The following is an 18,340-nucleotide window of genomic DNA, read 5'->3' on the forward strand; positions in this document are numbered from 1 at the left end:
CAGATGCGGGAAGTACCTATGCGCTATGTGAAAGCGAATCAGGTCGGTATTGTATTGTTTGTTTTACTCTCGTTTGTGTTTAATCCGCTGGTAGTTCTGGGCTTGCTGTGGATCATTCAGGTGGTGGGGCTGGTTTCCAGTGGCAAATTGAATCTGTTTGTGCAAATTGGCAAAGTCGTGCTGACTGGTAAAGGTACAGAGACGCAGGCGGTGGAGCTGCAGCGATTCAACAATATTCTGGCTGTACTCTTCCTGTCTCTGGCACTCATCTCGTTCTCGCTTGGCTGGGTAGCTGCAGGGTATGTATTCTCCGTCATGCTTCTCGCGGCTGCAAGTGCGGCCCTGCTGGGTTATTGTGTAGGCTGCACCATCTATTTCTGGTATAAACAGCTGCGTGCAGGCAGAAAAATCGGGTTTTGAGGGTTGGCTGAAGAGCGATACGATGACAGAATAACTTATTCTTCGAGTAAGGATAAAGACGAGTCATGATCCGAGGAGCTTTCTGGCGGGAAGCTTTTAGCTGGACCTATATGGCGATCGGAATACGATCGCATTATAATGAAATCCCCCTCAAGTGAACTGTTCACTCGAAGAGGATTTTCTTTTTTTATCTAAACCAGGCCTTGTTCAAATTGTTCGTGAAATTGTTATCGTTCATAGGCACGTTGGCACTGCCAAAGTCCGTGGTGTTGAGCGCATTACGGGCTGCTGGAGTCAGGTCATCCCATCCGATTAAAGGCTGAGTTCCGCCAACAGCATTAGTAACGCCAAGCTCATGGTTTAGCGGCCATGTACTATTATAGGAAATCAACGGATGGTTACCTTGTGTATTGTTATTGCTCGGTGTAACTTTGGTAAACTGGCCGTGACCGGAATAGGCGATGGAGAGGATTTGTGGATTGGCAGCTGCCGGATTATCGACCCACACGACGATTCCTTCCCAATCATGACGATGGCCGAGTCCAGAGGAAGGGGAGTCTTTGGGGAAATACCACGAATACATGATAGCCCACACCCCATTGTGCCATGCGGAGCGGGAGTAGATCTGCCCTGTATTTGAGCTACAGTTCCCATTCGATGACCCGGACGTATTCAAGCCAGCGCTGGTATTGCCCTGTTGATCCACTGCGGGATGCTTCAACAACGGTGACCCAAGGAATACAGGCCATAAGCGAAACCATGAGCATTAACACGATTTTTTTCATTTACAATTCTCCTTCAAGGGTATGATATGGTGCTAAGTTGAGGTGCACTAAAACTATATTGGAAAAAGGTTTATGTTATTTATCTTTTTATCTTAAGATTTGTAAATTTGTAGCATATCTATGTCATAATCATATGAAGATCATCGAAATCGAAGACTAATTCCTGTCCGAGCGGGCAGAATGGTTGATTAATGAGACTATTTTACATAAAAGGTAGTGGGGAAGATTCAGGAGCGGTGCGTGAGGTTTATTGGGTAATGGATGGATTAGTAGGTACCTATATGAAAAAATATACTTATGGATTACAGGCTAGGACATCTTTACATTTGATGATATGATAGGAGTTAAAGGCTTTGGAATGAGACGGAATTCCTGATGCATAGATATAGGTAAGACGAAAGATTAGAGCAGAATGAACACAATTTCATTATTGTGTAAAAAATATGCCCTTTTGTGGACTGATGCAACGTAAGAATATGAGGTCGTTTAGACTCATGGATAATGTGGAATAGGTGGCGTATGAGATGAAAAAAGCTCGCTTAATATATAATCCGACCTCAGGCCGGGAAGAAATGAAGAAACGTCTGGCTGATATTTTGCAGCGTTTGGATCAAGGTGGTATTGAAGCTTCATGTCACGCAACAACGGGTGAAGGTGACGCAACCCGGGAAGCTGAACTAGCAATTGAGCGCGGATATGACATGATTATTGCTGCTGGTGGCGATGGCACGTTGTATGAAGTGATTAACGGTATGGCTGAGCGGGAGAACCGTCCTCCGCTGGGTGTGTTTCCTTTGGGAACGACGAATGATTTTGCGCGTGCTCTAGGCATTCCGAGACAGTGGGAAGACTACGTGGATCTGGTCATTAACCAGCAGCTTCGTCCATTAGATCTGGGCAAAGCGAATGATAAATATTTTATCAACATCGCCGGCGGTGGATCACTGACTGAACTGACCTATGAGGTACCGAGTCGTCTGAAAACGATGATTGGGCAACTGGCCTATTATATGAAGGGTATTGAGAAAATGGCGAGTCTGTCTCCACAGGAGCTGATTATTCGTGCTGACGGTCAGGAAGAAATCCATGATGAATTCATGTTATTCCTCATCGCCAATACCAATTCGGTCGGGGGATTTGAGAAGTTGGCTCCAGGTGCAACCATTGATGATGGTCTGTTCGATGTGATCGGAGTCCGCAAGTGTAATCTGGCCGATATGATCCGCCTCGTAACGCTCGCGCTGCGTGGGGAGCATCTGAACGACAAGAAAGTGGTTCATTTCCAGACGAGTCATATGGAAGTTACGTCCCCGGGATATGTACAATTGAACCTCGATGGAGAGTTGGGTGGCACATTGCCAGCTACATTTACGAATTTGCGTCATCATCTGATGTTGTATCGCTAAATACTAAAAAGAAAGAAGTGAATGTACGTTGTCTAATACGAACCGCAGCGGTCGTGGAAAAAACCGCCGGAATTCGGCTGCCTCTCAGGGGCAAGGGAACGCTTCAGCGTCCCGTCAGCCAAGTCAATCATCTCGTCCATCTACACGTCAGCAGGGAAAAGAGGTGCGACCACAAGGCGCATCTCTTTCTGCCGTTCGTCCAAAGGGAAGAACGCGTGAATCTGCACCAATCGAAGGACTGCCCGTTAGCAAAAATGAAGAGACCGTCATCGACATCATTGGCATGAACCATGACGGTGAGGGTGTAGGTCGTGCCAACGGATACACGCTCTTTGTGCAGGGGGCGCTTCCAGGTGAAACCGTTCGTGTGCGTGTGTTGAAAACCAAGAAGCAGTATGGCTACGCCAAATTGCTGGAGATCGTGAAAGCAAGCCCAGATCGTGTGTCCGCGCCTTGCCCGATCTACGATCAGTGCGGCGGCTGCCAGATCCAGCATATGAGTTATGCCGGACAGCTTGCGTGGAAACGCCAGTTGGTAGTCGATAATTTGCAGCGGATTGGCAAGTTGAACGTGATGGTGGAGGATGCAGAGACGTTGGCATCCAACGTGCAGGATGATAATGAGGGCGCCGAACAGCACGTGCAAGATGACGTTTCAGTTGGTGAGGCGAAGCTGGAGGAGCGGTTGGTACAGGAAGAGAATGAGCCAACTCAACCTGGACAAGCATCTTCTAAAGCACAAATGATTGGAAGCAATCGTATTCGTTTTCGTCTCGAAGGTGTCATGAACGAAGAGGATACGGAGCAGGGCATTCGTGTACTGCCTACGATGGGAATGGACGAGCCATGGCGCTATCGGAATAAGGCACAGGTGCCGATTGGCGTTACCGAGGGTGGTCTGGTAGGTGGTTTTTACGCTAAAGGAAGCCACCGGATCATTGACATGGAGACTTGTCTCATTCAGCACGAACATAATGATGAAGTGGTTGCGAAGGTGAAGGAGATCGGCAGTCATTTTGGAATTAGTGCCTATAACGAAGAGACAGGTCGCGGCTTATTGCGCCATGTGGTTGTGAAGAAGGCATTCCGTACTGGCGAGATGATGCTCGTACTGGTCACGAATGGTCGAGACATTCCGTACAAGAATGAATGGATTGGCAGTATCCGTGAAGCAATTCCGCATGTGACGAGCATCTGCCAGAATGTGAACAAGAAACAGACCAACGTCATCTTTGGCGATGAGACCCGCGTACTGTGGGGCCGTGATGTAATCTATGATTATATTGGTGATGTGCAGTTTGCAATCTCAGCGCGTTCATTCTATCAGGTGAATCCGGTACAGACGGAAGTCCTGTATGGGAAGACGGTAGAGTACGCAGGACTGAGTGGCAAAGAGACAGTCATTGATGCCTATTGCGGCATCGGTACGATCTCTCTTTTCCTCGCGCAACATGCGGATCAGGTGTACGGGGTTGAGATTGTGCCTGAAGCGATCGAGGACGCGCGTAGTAACGCGATGTTGAACGAGATGCGTAACGTGAAGTTCGAAGTTGGTGCGTCCGAGGACGTTATTCCACGCTGGAAAGAACAAGGTATCGAAGCCGACGTGATCGTTGTCGATCCACCGCGGAAGGGCTGTGATCCACGTTTGCTGGAAACGATTCTGGAGATGAAGCCGGAGCGAGTGGTGTATGTGAGCTGTAATCCGAGTACGCTGGCACGTGATCTGCGTGTGCTGGAGGATGGCGGATATCGCACGGTTGAGGTAACGCCGGTGGACATGTTCCCGCATACAGTGCATGTGGAGAGTGTAGCGATGTTGGTTAGAGTGTAGTGTTTTGAAGCTACATTTACCTTTTTAATAAATAGCTACTTTGCCCGAAGCTTCTAAAGCTCGGGCTATAGTTGTTATAACCATTAGTAGAGTTGATGTTGGTCTGAACAATATCCAGTTTTCAGTTTATCATTTCTCAATAGCTTTGTGTTGTTGCTCAGTGTTTGCAAATTCCGCAGTAAGCCGTGGTGAAGGCATACCTAACTTTTTTGCTTCTCTCACAACTTCTTGTACTGCAAAGCCGGCTTTACTATTGTTGTATTCAATGAAAAGTCGCGGCAAGCTGCCCTTTGCAAAAATAACCTTGTTAAACAGCGTGCCGAGAAGTGCTGATGGAATTTTGGTCAACAGTAGAGTAATAGCGTCCATCTTTGCGCCTCTTGCTTTAAGTACAGGTGCCATTTCACGCATATTCTTACCAACATTTGCGAATGATTCACGATGATTCATAAGTGCTGGAAAACTTCCCCGTTTTAACACCTCGGTCTCCATCGCCGCATTCATGGCAAAGTGATTCCATAGCCAGCTTTGCATATCCTGTATCCAATTGATTTTAAAATGGGCGCTTTCAAATAGTTCTTTGACCTTGTTGTTTATCTGTTCCGTGCCTACCCGTGGTTTTTCCAGAAATATCATTTTTAAAAAGCCGCCCCTAAGCTTATTGTCCTCAATGCCGCCTCCTGCTCCTGGGAACCCAAAGACAACATTGTTCATAGACAAGGGCAAGATCGATGATTTTAAATTTTGCCAAATATTATTGAATATTAGGATCGGGGTGTTACCAGCGGTAGTCGATAGTAATTGTGCTGCTTCGGGAAGTTGTTTCGTGTTGACACTCGCAATAATGAGATCGTAATTTGGGCTTACCTCCTCATGCAACTTGACTTTCCAGCTTTCCTGGATTAACTGTTTCCCTCTTCGCGCATCCCACATTTCAAGCGTTATATGACTTCCGAAGGTTTCTTTTCTCCCTTTTCTAACGTAAAACTCAACGGTATGCCCTGCCTTTTCGAAAGCCCATGCGTATTGGGTCGATATTACACCTCTACCGAAAAATAAAATTCTCATCTTAGCCTCCTAATAATCCATATTCATCCTTGTTGATGATCCAACAACGTGTTGTATAATGTTATTGTATTGATTCACTATACGCTCATCAACCATCAGATTTTTAATATCTGTCGGATAATTGATCGAACAGCAAACGGAGGCAAATAATGAAAAAGCAACCCGAAATTACGGACAAAACAAGGCAGACATTCATAAATGTATTCTGCGATTTATATAGCCAAAAACCCATCGAAAAAATATCCATTCAAGAGATTGCTAACCAATCAGGATATAATCGAAGTACATTTTATCAATACTTTACAGATATCTATGAGTTGTTGGACTGCATTGAAGAGCGTGTTTTGAAATCCATTAACGAGGAAATGGCAGGCAGAGAGTTTTCTACACATACGTTCCAGGATGCACTTCAATGCTTGGAAAATGCAGAGGACATTTCAGTTCTGAAAGCGCTCTTGGGCGACTATGGTTCTGTTCATTTTGTGGAACGCTTGAAAAGAGAAATTCCCTTTGAGCGATTGATTGTGGATTTACCAACAGATGATGTCTTGGCACCATATATCATTGAGTTTTACATTTCAACATTAATATCTATGTTTCGTCTTTGGATACGCAACGACAAAGATCTATCGTCAGAAGAATTGGTCAAGCTGATCGATAGTCTATTTGCAAAGGGGATAACACCGTATCATATTTTTGGCACGGTCAATCCGCGTTCTGATTCGAATTAAAAGTAAAGGGACGAGGAGAAAGAAAATGAGGGACTTACTGTAACAGAATTCCTGATTCTAGGGTCGCTTCCCTAATCATTTTGTAAGAGCCTTTTCTGGTGCGACATCTAAGGATAGGGTAAAGTATTCAACAATCGGAAGACTGAGTGAAAGCGGCTGATATAAGATTGCTTGAATAGGTGGATTCAGCCACATCGTATTAGTTTATTGCACCGTCAGCATGCATCCCATGTGGAGAGTATAGCGATGTTGGTTAGAAGCTAAACATAAACAGAAGGGGTTTGAGAATTTATACATAATTCTCGAACCCCATCTTGTCTTTGTTTTAATACCATCCATTAACTATGGTATTCTAAAACTCCCCCATCATCCCAGCCGGTAATTAATATACGTGCACACCCGTACCAAGCACGGATTTGTTTTGTACGGCATTGCCGGATAGATATACCTTTTGCAGATTAGGCAGCTGGCTTAGGGTCTCTATATTGGAAATGGCATTGTTCTCGAGATGAAGCTCTTCTATGGCCTGCCAGTTACTCATAAATTCGAGAGAAGCCAAATTGCTGTCTTGTAGAGTGAAGGAACGTAGAGCGGACATTTTGGCAAAGTAAGGCATCATCTGGTCAACTTCAGTAACTGAGGTGTTGTTTATGCTGAAATATGGCTGCTCTAAGGTCAAATGTTCAAGTACGCTGTTCTCCGCGGCCGCTTTTTGTTCAAAATTCAGCCTACACTCGGAGCACACCAAAGATTTCACCTGCTTCAAACGAAATAAGGCATCGCTTTCTTTGAACAGTGACGAGTCGTAAATGTTTAAGGTCTCTAGGCGGGACAAGGCGTCCAGGGCGGCAAGACGGGTTATTTCATCGATCTCCCAGAGCGAGAGTTGCTCCAGTTTCGGGAATTTCCCCAGCGCAGCCAAGTTCAATTCCCCACTTCCGCCACGGAGCGTCAGACTGGTTGTAGCCGGGGCCTTTAGCCCGGGGAGAAAGGAGCTTGGAATTTCCACTCGCTCTACTTTAGGCAGTGTCAGCGCTTCTGCATTCTCGTAGTAGCCGGACAACGTTAATTCCCGCAAAGAGGACAGGCTATTGATGGCTTTTACCGAACCAAGTTGACTTAGAGAAGCCAGGCGTAGTGTAGTAATAGAGTTTTTGCCGGTCAAGCGCTCCAGGCTCGAGATGTTTACATTTTCAATATCTAGCGTTTGTAGAGCAGGCATATTTTGCACAAAGTCGATGGACTTTACGTTCGTTAAATAGGACAACTGAAGCTCCTGAAGCTGGGTCAAGGCATACAGCGGCTGCAGGACTGTGGTTTCACTGTACTGTATAGACAAGGATGATAGCCCGGTCATGGACGACAACCATCCGAGTTCATTGACAAAGGTGAGCGACAGGGACTTGATTGGCAATTGGTTTAACAAGTGAAGATCTGTTACGGACTCATCCACATAGGTAATGGATAAAGAGTTCAGATTGGGGAATTCCAGTAGTAGGGCCAACTCCTGATTGCTGCGAAGCTGAGTGGAAAGCTCCGTAATTTTAGACTTGTCGCCAAAGTAGCCCGAAAATGTACTAAAGGATTCGTTAAAAGCGCCACCATAACTTTTTAATCCGGGCATATGGGCCAAAGTGGTTTGGTCCGTCTGGGATATTTCATAGGTATTCGTCAGGTCCAATGCCGTCAGTCCCTTAAAAGCTTCAAAATCTCGCTGATCAATCCGCTGGCTATTCAGTTTCTTGTCCTGAGTAATATAAGTGATCTTCTCGGCCTGTTCATCGCTGAAGGGATCGGAGAGGCTATATGTAAACTTCCACTGATCATTCTCCGAATGCTCTACGGTTAAATAGCGAATACGAGCCAATTCCTCCTCTGTTGGCAAGGCGGACCCTTTATCAAAGATATCTCGCAAAAATGAGAGCAGAACCTCGCTTTCAGGCATCTTTCGTACAGGCAGATTGGCTTCTGTTTTTGGATAGGTGGAGCTGTTGCTATAATAAAAATATGTACCGATCGCGCCAGTTAGGACTAACATCAGTATCAGCATTACCTTTACGGAGGCAGTCTGCTTCGGTGGTACTTTAGGGGGCGTTCCATGGTAATGATTAATAGTCTGGTCTACGTAATAGACATGATTTTGCTTCAATAAAAGCTCTGTTTCACAATAGGGACACTTTAAAACTTCATCTTTCTTGTATTCAATTCTTCCGTTGCAATTGGGGCAGTTTAGCGGGATAAACGCCACGAATGTCCCCTCCTTCATTATGATGGTCATAAGATCATGCTGAACGGTCATCTGATTTCATTATACCTTGTGAATTTACGTTTGATGAGAGAAAGAAGTTTCACATAACGAAGGAGCAGGGAAATCCTGCTCCTTTTTGACCTTTTTTAAGTATGGTCTGTGTGGCAGATCTTAATAAATAAATCATCAAGCAATAGATGTAATCGGATGTTTAACGTGCACAGGGTAGAGGTGTTCACCATAGGTTCTTACAAATAAACCTTCATTGATGATCGAACTTTTTAGAACGATATCATCTGTTGCATCTGGAGTGAAATGAAAGGTTACTTTTTCCGTATCCTCATCTGCAATCTTATCCAAAATATCTTTCATATTCATTTCGTTTAAGCTAACAACGTCGAAGAGCTCAATATGATTGTCTTCTTTCTGATAAATAACAATGACGTTTTCGTTTTCCAAGTAATAAATATCATCACTAAAGACATTCAGGCAATAAAACATGAGTATTCCTTGAGCATGATGGGTTGCGAAATGGCGAGAAACAGGCAATCTTTCCGATGCCAATTTTTGAATAAGACGTAAATCATCCGCGTTAGTAACATCGAGTTTCTGAATGTTCGCAGGCTTGGATGATTTTTTTGCCGTATAATTCATTGAAAAAAGATGTTCTTCCACAGGCTTGAACCCAAACTTGGGGTAAAAATCAAGCACCGATTCATTGGCAAAAAGGTACATGTAATCGTACTTGTTCTCGTATTCCTCTAAAACTTTGTTCATTAAATCTGTAGAGAGTCCTTTCCCCCGATAATCAGGATGTGTCATCACCGTGCCGATTTGAATCGCTTTTTTCTTCTCACCGTGAATGATGAGCTCAAGGATGTTAACAGAAACGTTGGCAATAACCTGGTCTCCATCGACATATGAATAAGGGATGTAACGCTCGCCCCAGTATCCTTGTTGATACCAATCTTCAAAATTGATCTCAAACGTGTTGACAGCAAGCTCGAAAAAACTCTTGCGCAGTACTTCATTGTTTTTATAATTCTTCATAAATATTAATTCTTGCATGGTATACTCCTCTGCTCTCGATAAGTTTAATATTAAGTGATCTAACTTACAATTCTACCAGATATTATTCGACAAAAGTTTCTGATCCCCCTTTTGAAGATATGAATCTTTCAGTCAATAAATGTTGAGAGTAAAATCAGATAGAACGCTTGCTCCCAGAGCAAACCATTAGCATATACAAAGTCCCTGGCTTTATCTATGGATGCTGGCATATAATGACCTCCATTTCTGACTCGCAATAGGTGATCGTTAATGCATTAATTGTATAAGTTTCTGTGAATCCCGTTAAGCTGCTCCTTTGTAGTGAATGTAATTTATAAAAATTACGAAATTATAGTATTGATTTTCTAATTTGAATTTGGTAAAGTGTACACATTCAATAAAACTTAATTTAAGAAAGGCAAGAATACATATGATAAGACTGGATCATATAGTTAAGTTCATAACTGGATCTCCGCAGTTCAGGATTGCCGAGGCAATCGATTATAAAGCACCACTTTATACGTATTACAGGCAATCTGAGATTGAAAATGATCTTGTTGGTATGGATTCTAATCCTGGTGATCGGAAACAAGTACGAACCTTTGATCAGCTGAACACGTTATGTCAGGGCGATCTTGTGTTTAGTTTAGTATCGGGAAAATCTACAATCGTTAGTGCAAGACACGAGGGTTATCTATACACACAAAACTACGTTAAGCTAGTAACGGGTGAGAACGTGGACTCCAAATATCTTGCTTACTTGCTTAATGAAGATAAATTCGTAAGAAAGCAGTTACTATTGGGTTTACAAGGTTCTCAAGTTCTAAAATACACGCTAAAACAATTGAAAGAGCTTGAATTATTTAATATTCCTAAATTAGAAAAGCAGCAAATGATTGGTGAGCTTTATTTCAATCAATTACGGTTGGAAGCGTTACGAAATCGTAACTCAAAATTGGAAACGATCCTGGTATTAGAGGGACTTGAGGAGGCAAATAATAAATGAACGAGACTCAGTTTGAGACTGAATTAATTCAATACCTTACAAGCGGAACAATTACACAACCCGAATATCTAGAAGGAATAAGTGACTTTGTTGTAAAGGAATCCAATACGGATTACATAGTGAAGACGAAACGGTGGAAATATGAATCGAAGATTAAAACGAACGAACAACTCTGGGACAACTTCAAAGGCATTCTGGAACAACACAATCAGAATACACTTGAACGTCCCCTGAGTGTTGTGGAGTTTAATCAGGTTAAGAAAATTATCTCTGACATTCAATCCCCTTACGAAGCAGGACAGTTTTTATATGGTTTAAACGGAGTTTCGCAAATTGAGATTGACTTGGACGATGGACGTCATGTGTTCCTTACTGTATTTGATCAAAAACAAATCGGAGCTGGGGATACCATATATCAAGTGGTCAATCAGATTGAACGACCAGCCGTTATTGCTGGGAAACAAACTCGATATTTTGACACGACTCTGTTAATTAATGGTCTGCCTATCATTCAAATTGAAGAAAAGCGTGATACACGTGATGTCAATGAAGCGCTTAATCAAATGAATCAATATGCTGATGAAAATCAATATCGTGATATTTTCTCAACATTGCAAATTCTGGTTGCCATAACACCTAGCAATGTGAAGTATATGGCGAACACAACGTCAGATAAATTTAATAAGGATTTTGCTTTTAACTGGCAACGTAAGAGTGACAATACGATTGTACGTAACTGGAAAGAGTTCGCAGATTCTATGCTTTCAATTCCAATGGCACACCAAATGGCCACCAATTATATGATTTTGGACGGAACAAAGAATAAACAGATGTTGAAAGTCATGCGTCCGTATCAAGTGTATGCTACTCAGAATGTGATTGAGGGCTTGAAACGTTCAGATTTTGAGCTTGGCACACATAAGATCGGCTACATATGGCACACGACTGGAGCGGGCAAGACCATCACAAGTTTCAAAACAGCATGGCTGGCAAGTCGTATGCCAAAGGTGGACAAGGTGGTCTTTGTTGTGGACCGCATTGCGTTAACCAAGCAAACCAATGAAAATTACAAAGCCTATGATCCTGATGCTACAGAAGATACCTTTGGCAGCGTTCAAAACACGAACAATACAACTGATTTGAGCAGAAAGCTTAAAAGTAAAGACAATAACATCATTGTGACTTCTGTCCAGAAACTGGACACATTGGTGAAACGCAAAACATTTACAGCTCCAGATAAAAATATTGTGTTTATTGTGGATGAAGCTCATCGCTCAACAGGTGGTGACTCGTTCAATAATATTCAAAAAGCATTTAAGAAGTCAGCTTGGGTAGGGTACACAGGAACGCCTATGTTTGATGAAACGACAACGGGTCTTCGAACAGAAGATATTTTTGGGCCCCTATTACATGCCTATACGATTCGTGAAGCCATTGCTGATCGCAATGTACTAGGGTTTAAAGTAGATTTTGAGACCACTATTGATGAAAAACAAATGAAGGAAAAATATCTTCCTGCATTCTACAGTGAACGTTATCCCAAGTGGAGTGAAGAACGAATTCAGGAGAAAATCGACAATCTCTCCCAGGAAGATATGGATGATGCGGTTGAACCGAGTTTCTACGACGAGAATGTGGATCATGTCAGATTGGTAGTCGAAGACATCTTTAAGAACTGGCGCAATCGTTCGAATGAAGGGAAGTACAATGCTTTATTTACGACTCATGTGGGTGGTGGTAAAGCGAGTACGCCAATGGCAATGATGTATTTTGATGAGTTTCAGCGTGTTAATGAAGAACATAAAAAGAATAGTGGACAAACACTAAAAGTTGCTGTGACATTCAGCCTAAATACAACGAATAATGACGGTATGCTTGCCTCCAATCAAGGTTTGTTCAGGGCGATTACTGCGTACAATGCTGAATTTGGTACGTCATTTGGTATGGATGATATCTCTGGTTATACGCAAGATGTGGCTTCACGCTTGAATAAATCTTCCTATGATCGTAATTATCTTGATCTTGTTATTGTGGTTGACCAATTGTTAACTGGTTTCGATGCGCCTGAGCTGAATACGCTATATGTGGATCGAACACTAAAAGGTGCAGGGTTGATTCAAGCTTATTCAAGAACAAACCGGATTTCGGATATGCAATTGAAACCATGGGGACGTGTGGTGAACTATCGCTGGCCTGCTCAGAATGAAAAGCTGATGAATAAAGCTCTTGCGATTTATGCTAATAAAGACTCAGCGATTTTATCCGATGAACTAATGCGTGAATTTAATCAGCAAGATGGAATTATTGCCGAACCATTTGAAAATGTATTTAATGAAGTGGAAAAAGTAGTTAATAAGTTGAGTGACCTAACATTTGATTTTCAACAGCTGCCTCCATCGGAAAAGAAAAAGGAAGAAATGCTTGATTTGCTTCGAGAATATAACAAAGGTATGGCCAAATTAAAACAATATGATCCAGATGAAGTTGATGGTGAAACAGTTGGATTTAATTATGATGATCCCGAGGAGCTACTAGAGAAGCTAGGAATGACGTCAGAGCAAGAAGTCATGCTAACAACGGTCTTAACGAATGAACTCAAGTCGCATATTGCAAAAGAAAAGAAAATCCCTGTATATCAGATCGAGCTGAGAATGACACATGTGAAGGATGTTAAAGTGGATTATGATTATCTCACTGAACTCGTTGAAAAACTACTAAATCAGGTTCACGAAGGTAAAGATCAGGAAGCCAAAGAGACACAAGAAAAAATCAATCAATTTGCCAATGGATTGGATGACCGTAACTATGCTACCCAGATTATGAATGCGGCTTCGGCTATTGTTGAAGGGTATTTCCCCCCTGCCGGTGCTAACTTCAAATATCCTGCGGATCTAAACGGAAATAGTGAACAAATTATCCAGCAAGCGAGCAACATCAGCTTGGATCGTATGTTTCTTGATTTTCGAGTGAAGTGGGGAATCACGGATATAATTACGAGCGCTCAAATGCGGGAATTGTTCAGCCGACATCGCTATGGTGTGCAGGACTTGGATGATACAGGGCAGATACGTGACATTATTGTTCAAGCCGCTTCTAACTATACAACACTCGCTCATGATGAACATATACAGTCCTTGTCCAAAATGAAATATCGCAATGGTTTGCGTGACGCAATTTATGAATTGGCAGATACTTTGGTGGAGAATTAAAGTTAATAAAGTCTAACAGGTTTAATCACGTGCATAGATGGGAGATCCTGATGAAAGAAATCCAATTTTTGATGTATGATGGGGATGAGAAAGTAGAAGTTCTTGTGCAAGATGATACGATCTGGGCAACGCAGAAGATTATTTCACAGCTTTTTGATGTTGGAATCCCGGCAATCAGTAAACATCTGAAAAATATTTTTCAAACTGGGGAACTAGATGAGAAAGTGGTTGTTTCCATTTTGGAAATAACCACTCAACATGGAGCAATAGACGAAAAAACTCAAACCAAACCAGTGAAATATTATAATCTGGATGCTATTATTTCAATTGGCTATCGTGTCAATTCACAAAAGGCTACGAAGTTCCGAATCTGGGCAACAGATATCTTGAAAGATTACATTCTTAAAGGGTTTAAAATTGATGTTGAACGCATGAAACAAGGGGAGCATGTTTTTCGCAAGGACTACTTCCGTGAGTTGATTGAAACAGTCCGTTCCATTCGCGCAAGTGAACGGCGGATATGGCAACAAATATCAGATGTATTTGCAGAAATTTCATACGACTATGACAAGAACGCAGACGTCACTAAGAAGTTTTATGCGACCGTTCAGAACAAGTTTCATTATGCGATTACAGGCAAAACTGCGGCGGAAATTGTGTATAACAGTGCCGATAAAGATAAAGAGCATATGGGGCTTACGTCATGGAAGAATTCACCTGATGGCCGAATCTTACAATCCGATGTAACTGTTGCGAAGAATTATTTAACGGAAAAACAAATTCGCAGTCTGGAGCGTAACGTATCCGCTTATTTTGATTATGTAGAACGATTGCTCGAAGATGAGGTTTTATTGGGTATGCAGGACTTTGCCAAGAGCATTGATGAATTTCTAACATTCAATCGCTATGAAGTATTAGATGGTACCGGACGTATTTCACAAAGTTCGGCTAAAGAGAAGGCGATTGGGGAGTATAGAGAATTTAACAAACACCAAAAAATAGTGTCAGATTTTGATCGAGTCATTAAGACGATACAGGGAGAGCAGCAATGAGTGAGCATAAAGAAAATGTACCTAAATTAAGATTTCCTGAGTTTAGCGGAGCGTGGGAAGAACGTAGGTTGGGGGATGTTACAACGAAAATCGGAAGTGGAAAAACCCCAAAGGGAGGAAATTCTTCGTATGTAAGTACAGGAGTTCCTCTTATACGTTCTCAAAATATTTATGACAATTGTATTCATTCAGATAATGTAGTGTATATTTCTTCAGAAACTGATGAAGACATGAAGAATAGTAGAGTGAAAAAAAATGATGTATTGTTGAACATAACAGGTGCTTCAATCGGAAGAAGTGCAGTATATAAACACAGTGATCCAGCTAATGTAAATCAGCATGTTTGTATTATAAGACCAGATGATGGTGTAGAAGCAGACTTTATTCAATTGAATTTGTCGTCCAGTAAAGGACAAAAGGAAATTGAGCTAAATCAAGCAGGCGGAGGAAGGGAAGGCTTAAACTTTCAACAGATTTCGAAAATATCCTTTTTTTATCCGCCGAAAAATGAACAACGAGTTATAAGCCGTTTTTTCAAACAATTTGATCAGCTCATTACCTTTCATCAACATAAATTAATTAACGTGAAAAGTTTAAAGGCTGGATTGCTTCAAAAAATGTTTCCGAAAAATGGTGAAGATTTTCCTGAGGTTCGGTTTCCTGGATTCACTGACGCTTGGGAACAGCGTGAGTATGGCGAGGTTATAGATTTATTGTCGGGACAGGACTTTTCGCCTTCAGAATATAACGATAGGTGTAATGGTATACCTTACATGACAGGGGCTAGTTGTATAGTTGGGAGAGAGACTATCGTTAACCGTTGGACAACAGTTGCTAGATGTATAGCAGAAAAGGGTGACGTTTTGCTTGTCTGTAAGGGATCTGGTTATGGAGCAATCGCTGTATTGGCACAAGATAAAGCACATATTGCTAGGCAATTTATGGCTTTGAAAAATCTACCTAATCTTGATAAAGTGTTTAATTTATACCTATTGAATTCAGTAATAGAAAATATTAAAAAAGATGCTAGAGGTTTAATAGCCGGGATTGCACGGGATGCCGTTTTAAAACAAGAAATTTCTATTCCATTATTAGAGGAACAATCCCAAATTGGTAAATTTTTTAGCAATCTCGACAACCTTATCACCCTACATCAACGCAAGCTAGAACATTTGCAAGAACAGAAGAAAGTATTGCTTATACAAATGTTTGTATGATCGGAGGTTTAAGTGATGGCTATGGAAAACAAGTTAGGCATTACTAATTCTGCAGAACTTGCTCGTGTTGAAGAAAAGCTCAGCAAGAAAAAAGCGCTGGAAATGTTCGAGACGGGCTTGCTGGATACATTAGAAGTTGGCACATTTAAGGCATTATCCTATATTCACAAATGTCTTTTCGAAGAAATATATGATTTTGCTGGAAAAGTACGTGATGTTAATATAGCCAAGGGTGGTTTTCGATTCGCACCTGTGATGTACCTTGAAGTTGCACTGGAGAATATTTCAAAGCTACCACAATCCACTTTTGACGAAATCATCGAAAAGTATGTTGAGATGAACGTGGCTCATCCTTTTCGAGAGGGAAACGGGAGAAGTGCAAGAATATGGCTTGATTGCATCTTGAAAAAGGAAATCAGGCAAGTTATCGATTGGAGTAAGGTTGATAAAGAAGACTATTTGCTTGCCATGGAAAGAAGTCCTATTAAAGACGTCGAGATTAAGTTTCTTCTTCAAGCAGCTCTTACGGATCAGATCAATGACCGTGAGATTTATATGAAAGGCATCGATGCGAGCTACCATTACGAGGGTTACTACGTGTATAAGACAGAAGATCTCCATAAGGAACAGTAAATGGAGCGATTGTATATCTGGGAGGAAGTAAAAAAAATGAGCAACAATCTACAAAGCATAACAACAAAACTGTGGGCGATGGCGAACGAGCTACGCGGAAGCATGGATGCGGCAGAATATAAGAACTACATTCTAGCCTTTATGTTCTATCGCTATCTGTCCGAGCATCAAGAACAATATCTGGTTGAGAACAATATTCTTGAAGTTGCTGAGGGGGAATCAATTAATAAAGCTTATTTAGAACAAGCATCTGGCGACGATTTGAAAGATTATTTGCAGGATATTTCTTCTAGTTTAGGCTATGCCATTGCTCCACTGGATACTTGGGAATCGTTGGTTCATAAGATCGAGAATAGTATGGTGATTCCAAGTGATTATCAAACACTTTTTGATAACTTCAATAAGAATGCTGAATTAAACCAAGAAGCGGCGAAAGATTTCCGTGGGGTCTTTAACGACATCAATCTTGGAGATTCGCGCCTGGGTTCTTCTACTAATGAACGTGCAAAATCACTTAACCGCATTGTGAAGCTCGTTGATGGCATCAGTTACAAAGGTGAAGATAACAAAGATATTCTTGGTGCAATCTACGAATACCTAATCGGCCAATTTGCAGCAAGTGCAGGTAAAAAAGGTGGAGAGTTCTACACACCTCATGAAGTGTCTAAAGTGTTGGCTAAAATTGTAACGGACGGTGTTGAAGCTTCAGGTAATACATTCTCTGTTTATGACCCGACTTGTGGATCAGGATCACTACTGTTAACAGTAAAAGGTGAGTTGCCTGGTGGAGATCGACCAGGAGCTATTAAGTTTTATGGCCAAGAAAAGAACACAACTACTTACAACTTGGCCCGGATGAATCTGATGATGCACGGTGTTTCATTTAACAATATAACCCTCTCTAATGCGGATACACTTGAAAGCGATTGGCCTGATGGAGTAGACGCCCAAGGTAACGATCATCCACGTTCTTTTGATGCCGTGGTTGCGAATCCTCCTTATTCTGCTCATTGGGATAACAGTGAAACAAAACTCAAAGATCCACGCTTTAGAGAGTATGGCAAACTTGCTCCTAGAACAAAGGCAGATTATGCATTCATTTTACACAGTGTGTATCATCTTCTGAATGATAAGGGAACAATGGCGATTGTATTGCCGCATGGTGTATTGTTCCGTGGCGCAGCAGAAGGTGTGATTCGTCAAACTTTAATTGAGAAAAACTATCTTGATACAGTTATAGGCTTGCCTGCTAACTTATTTTACGGCGTATCAATTCCAACCACAATTTTGGTGTTTAAAAAAAATCGTAAAGCAAAAGATATTTTGTTTATTGATGCAAGCCACGAGTTTGAAAAGGGTAAGAATCAAAACAAACTTACGAATGAGAACATTAATAAAATTGTTGAAACTTACCGAAATCGTGTAGATGTCGATAAATACGCTCATGTGGCGTCACTTGAAGAAATTAAAGCCAATGAGTATAACTTAAATATTCCTCGTTACGTGGATACGTTTGAAGAAGAGCAAACGATAGATCTTGCTGAAGTGAATAAGCTATTAGAGCAAGATCGAAAAGAAATTGCTGAACTTGAAGCTAAGATCAATGAACAGCTGAAAATATTAGGTATTCATATGTAAATGTAAGAGGCGGGTTAGAAGGGTCAGGGATATTATTTCTTGA

At 41.7% G+C, this 18,340-nt stretch carries 14 protein-coding genes and 1 pseudogene; 10 read left to right on the top strand and 5 right to left on the bottom strand.

The features are described from left to right. Window positions 1-3: 3 nt before the first annotated feature. Window positions 4-420, top strand: a complete 417-nt coding sequence (locus MKZ13_RS03895) for a DUF4395 domain-containing protein (protein ID WP_339181910.1) — start codon at window positions 4-6, stop codon at window positions 418-420. A 187-nt stretch (window positions 421-607) separates the two neighbouring features. Here the strand turns inward: MKZ13_RS03895 and MKZ13_RS03900 are convergent. Continuing rightward, window positions 608-1,132: pseudogene (locus tag MKZ13_RS03900) on the bottom strand (NPP1 family protein); the annotation flags it as partial. Next, window positions 1,062-1,205 carry a hypothetical protein gene (locus MKZ13_RS03905; protein WP_339181913.1) on the bottom strand — a complete coding sequence of 48 codons (144 nt, stop codon included), beginning with the start codon at window positions 1,203-1,205 and terminating at the stop codon, window positions 1,062-1,064. The gene MKZ13_RS03905 and the pseudogene MKZ13_RS03900, both read right to left, overlap by 71 nt. A gap of 524 nt (window positions 1,206-1,729) precedes the next feature. Here MKZ13_RS03905 and MKZ13_RS03910 point away from each other — a divergent pair. Both MKZ13_RS03910 and rlmD read left to right on the top strand, forming a co-directional pair. Next, window positions 1,730-2,611, top strand: a complete 882-nt coding sequence (locus MKZ13_RS03910; protein ID WP_017690659.1) for a diacylglycerol kinase — start codon at window positions 1,730-1,732, stop codon at window positions 2,609-2,611. Window positions 2,612-2,639: 28 nt separating this feature from the next. Next, window positions 2,640-4,445, top strand: coding sequence for a 23S rRNA (uracil(1939)-C(5))-methyltransferase RlmD (gene rlmD / locus MKZ13_RS03915; RefSeq protein ID WP_339181916.1), 1,806 nt, complete (start codon window positions 2,640-2,642; stop codon window positions 4,443-4,445). A 129-nt stretch (window positions 4,446-4,574) separates the two neighbouring features. Here rlmD and MKZ13_RS03920 read toward each other — a convergent pair whose 3' ends face one another. After that, window positions 4,575-5,513, bottom strand: coding sequence for a 2-dehydropantoate 2-reductase N-terminal domain-containing protein (locus MKZ13_RS03920; RefSeq protein WP_339181918.1), 939 nt, complete (start codon window positions 5,511-5,513; stop codon window positions 4,575-4,577). A 149-nt stretch (window positions 5,514-5,662) separates the two neighbouring features. Between MKZ13_RS03920 and MKZ13_RS03925 the strand changes: the two genes are divergently transcribed. Beyond that, the gene (locus tag MKZ13_RS03925) at window positions 5,663-6,244 is read left to right on the top strand and encodes a TetR/AcrR family transcriptional regulator (RefSeq protein ID WP_237178126.1); all 582 of its coding nucleotides are present in this window, start codon (window positions 5,663-5,665) and stop codon (window positions 6,242-6,244) included. Window positions 6,245-6,626: 382 nt separating this feature from the next. On the opposite strand, the gene MKZ13_RS03930 is transcribed toward MKZ13_RS03925, so the two are convergent. Further along, on the bottom strand, window positions 6,627-8,282 hold the full coding sequence (locus MKZ13_RS03930) for a leucine-rich repeat domain-containing protein (protein WP_339181923.1): 1,656 nt from the start codon (window positions 8,280-8,282) through the stop codon (window positions 6,627-6,629). Window positions 8,283-8,678: 396 nt separating this feature from the next. After that, the gene (locus MKZ13_RS03935; protein ID WP_339181926.1) at window positions 8,679-9,560 is read right to left on the bottom strand and encodes a GNAT family N-acetyltransferase; all 882 of its coding nucleotides are present in this window, start codon (window positions 9,558-9,560) and stop codon (window positions 8,679-8,681) included. Between the two features lie 412 nt (window positions 9,561-9,972). On the opposite strand from MKZ13_RS03935, the gene MKZ13_RS03940 reads away from it, so the two are divergent. From MKZ13_RS03940 to MKZ13_RS03965, 6 genes are read left to right on the top strand one after another with little or no spacing between them, the layout of a single operon-like run. Next, window positions 9,973-10,548, top strand: a complete 576-nt coding sequence (locus MKZ13_RS03940) for a restriction endonuclease subunit M (RefSeq protein WP_339181929.1) — start codon at window positions 9,973-9,975, stop codon at window positions 10,546-10,548. Next, a complete protein-coding gene (locus tag MKZ13_RS03945; RefSeq protein ID WP_339181932.1) occupies window positions 10,545-13,757 on the top strand; it encodes an HsdR family type I site-specific deoxyribonuclease in 3,213 nt (1,070 codons plus the stop codon). Before MKZ13_RS03940 ends, MKZ13_RS03945 begins: the two co-directional genes overlap by 4 nt. Window positions 13,758-13,807: 50 nt before the next feature. Beyond that, the gene (rhuM, locus tag MKZ13_RS03950; RefSeq protein WP_339181935.1) at window positions 13,808-14,809 is read left to right on the top strand and encodes a RhuM family protein; all 1,002 of its coding nucleotides are present in this window, start codon (window positions 13,808-13,810) and stop codon (window positions 14,807-14,809) included. Then, a complete protein-coding gene (locus MKZ13_RS03955; protein ID WP_339181937.1) occupies window positions 14,806-16,026 on the top strand; it encodes a restriction endonuclease subunit S in 1,221 nt (406 codons plus the stop codon). The genes rhuM and MKZ13_RS03955 overlap by 4 nt, the downstream gene beginning before the upstream one ends. A gap of 15 nt (window positions 16,027-16,041) precedes the next feature. Next, window positions 16,042-16,659 carry a Fic family protein gene (locus MKZ13_RS03960; protein WP_339181939.1) on the top strand — a complete coding sequence of 206 codons (618 nt, stop codon included), beginning with the start codon at window positions 16,042-16,044 and terminating at the stop codon, window positions 16,657-16,659. A gap of 36 nt (window positions 16,660-16,695) precedes the next feature. Next, window positions 16,696-18,297, top strand: a complete 1,602-nt coding sequence (locus MKZ13_RS03965; RefSeq protein WP_339181942.1) for a type I restriction-modification system subunit M — start codon at window positions 16,696-16,698, stop codon at window positions 18,295-18,297. Window positions 18,298-18,340 lie beyond the last annotated feature (43 nt).

It is taken from the genome of Paenibacillus sp. FSL R5-0701 (assembly GCF_037973995.1).
GTDB lineage: Bacteria > Bacillota > Bacilli > Paenibacillales > Paenibacillaceae > Paenibacillus.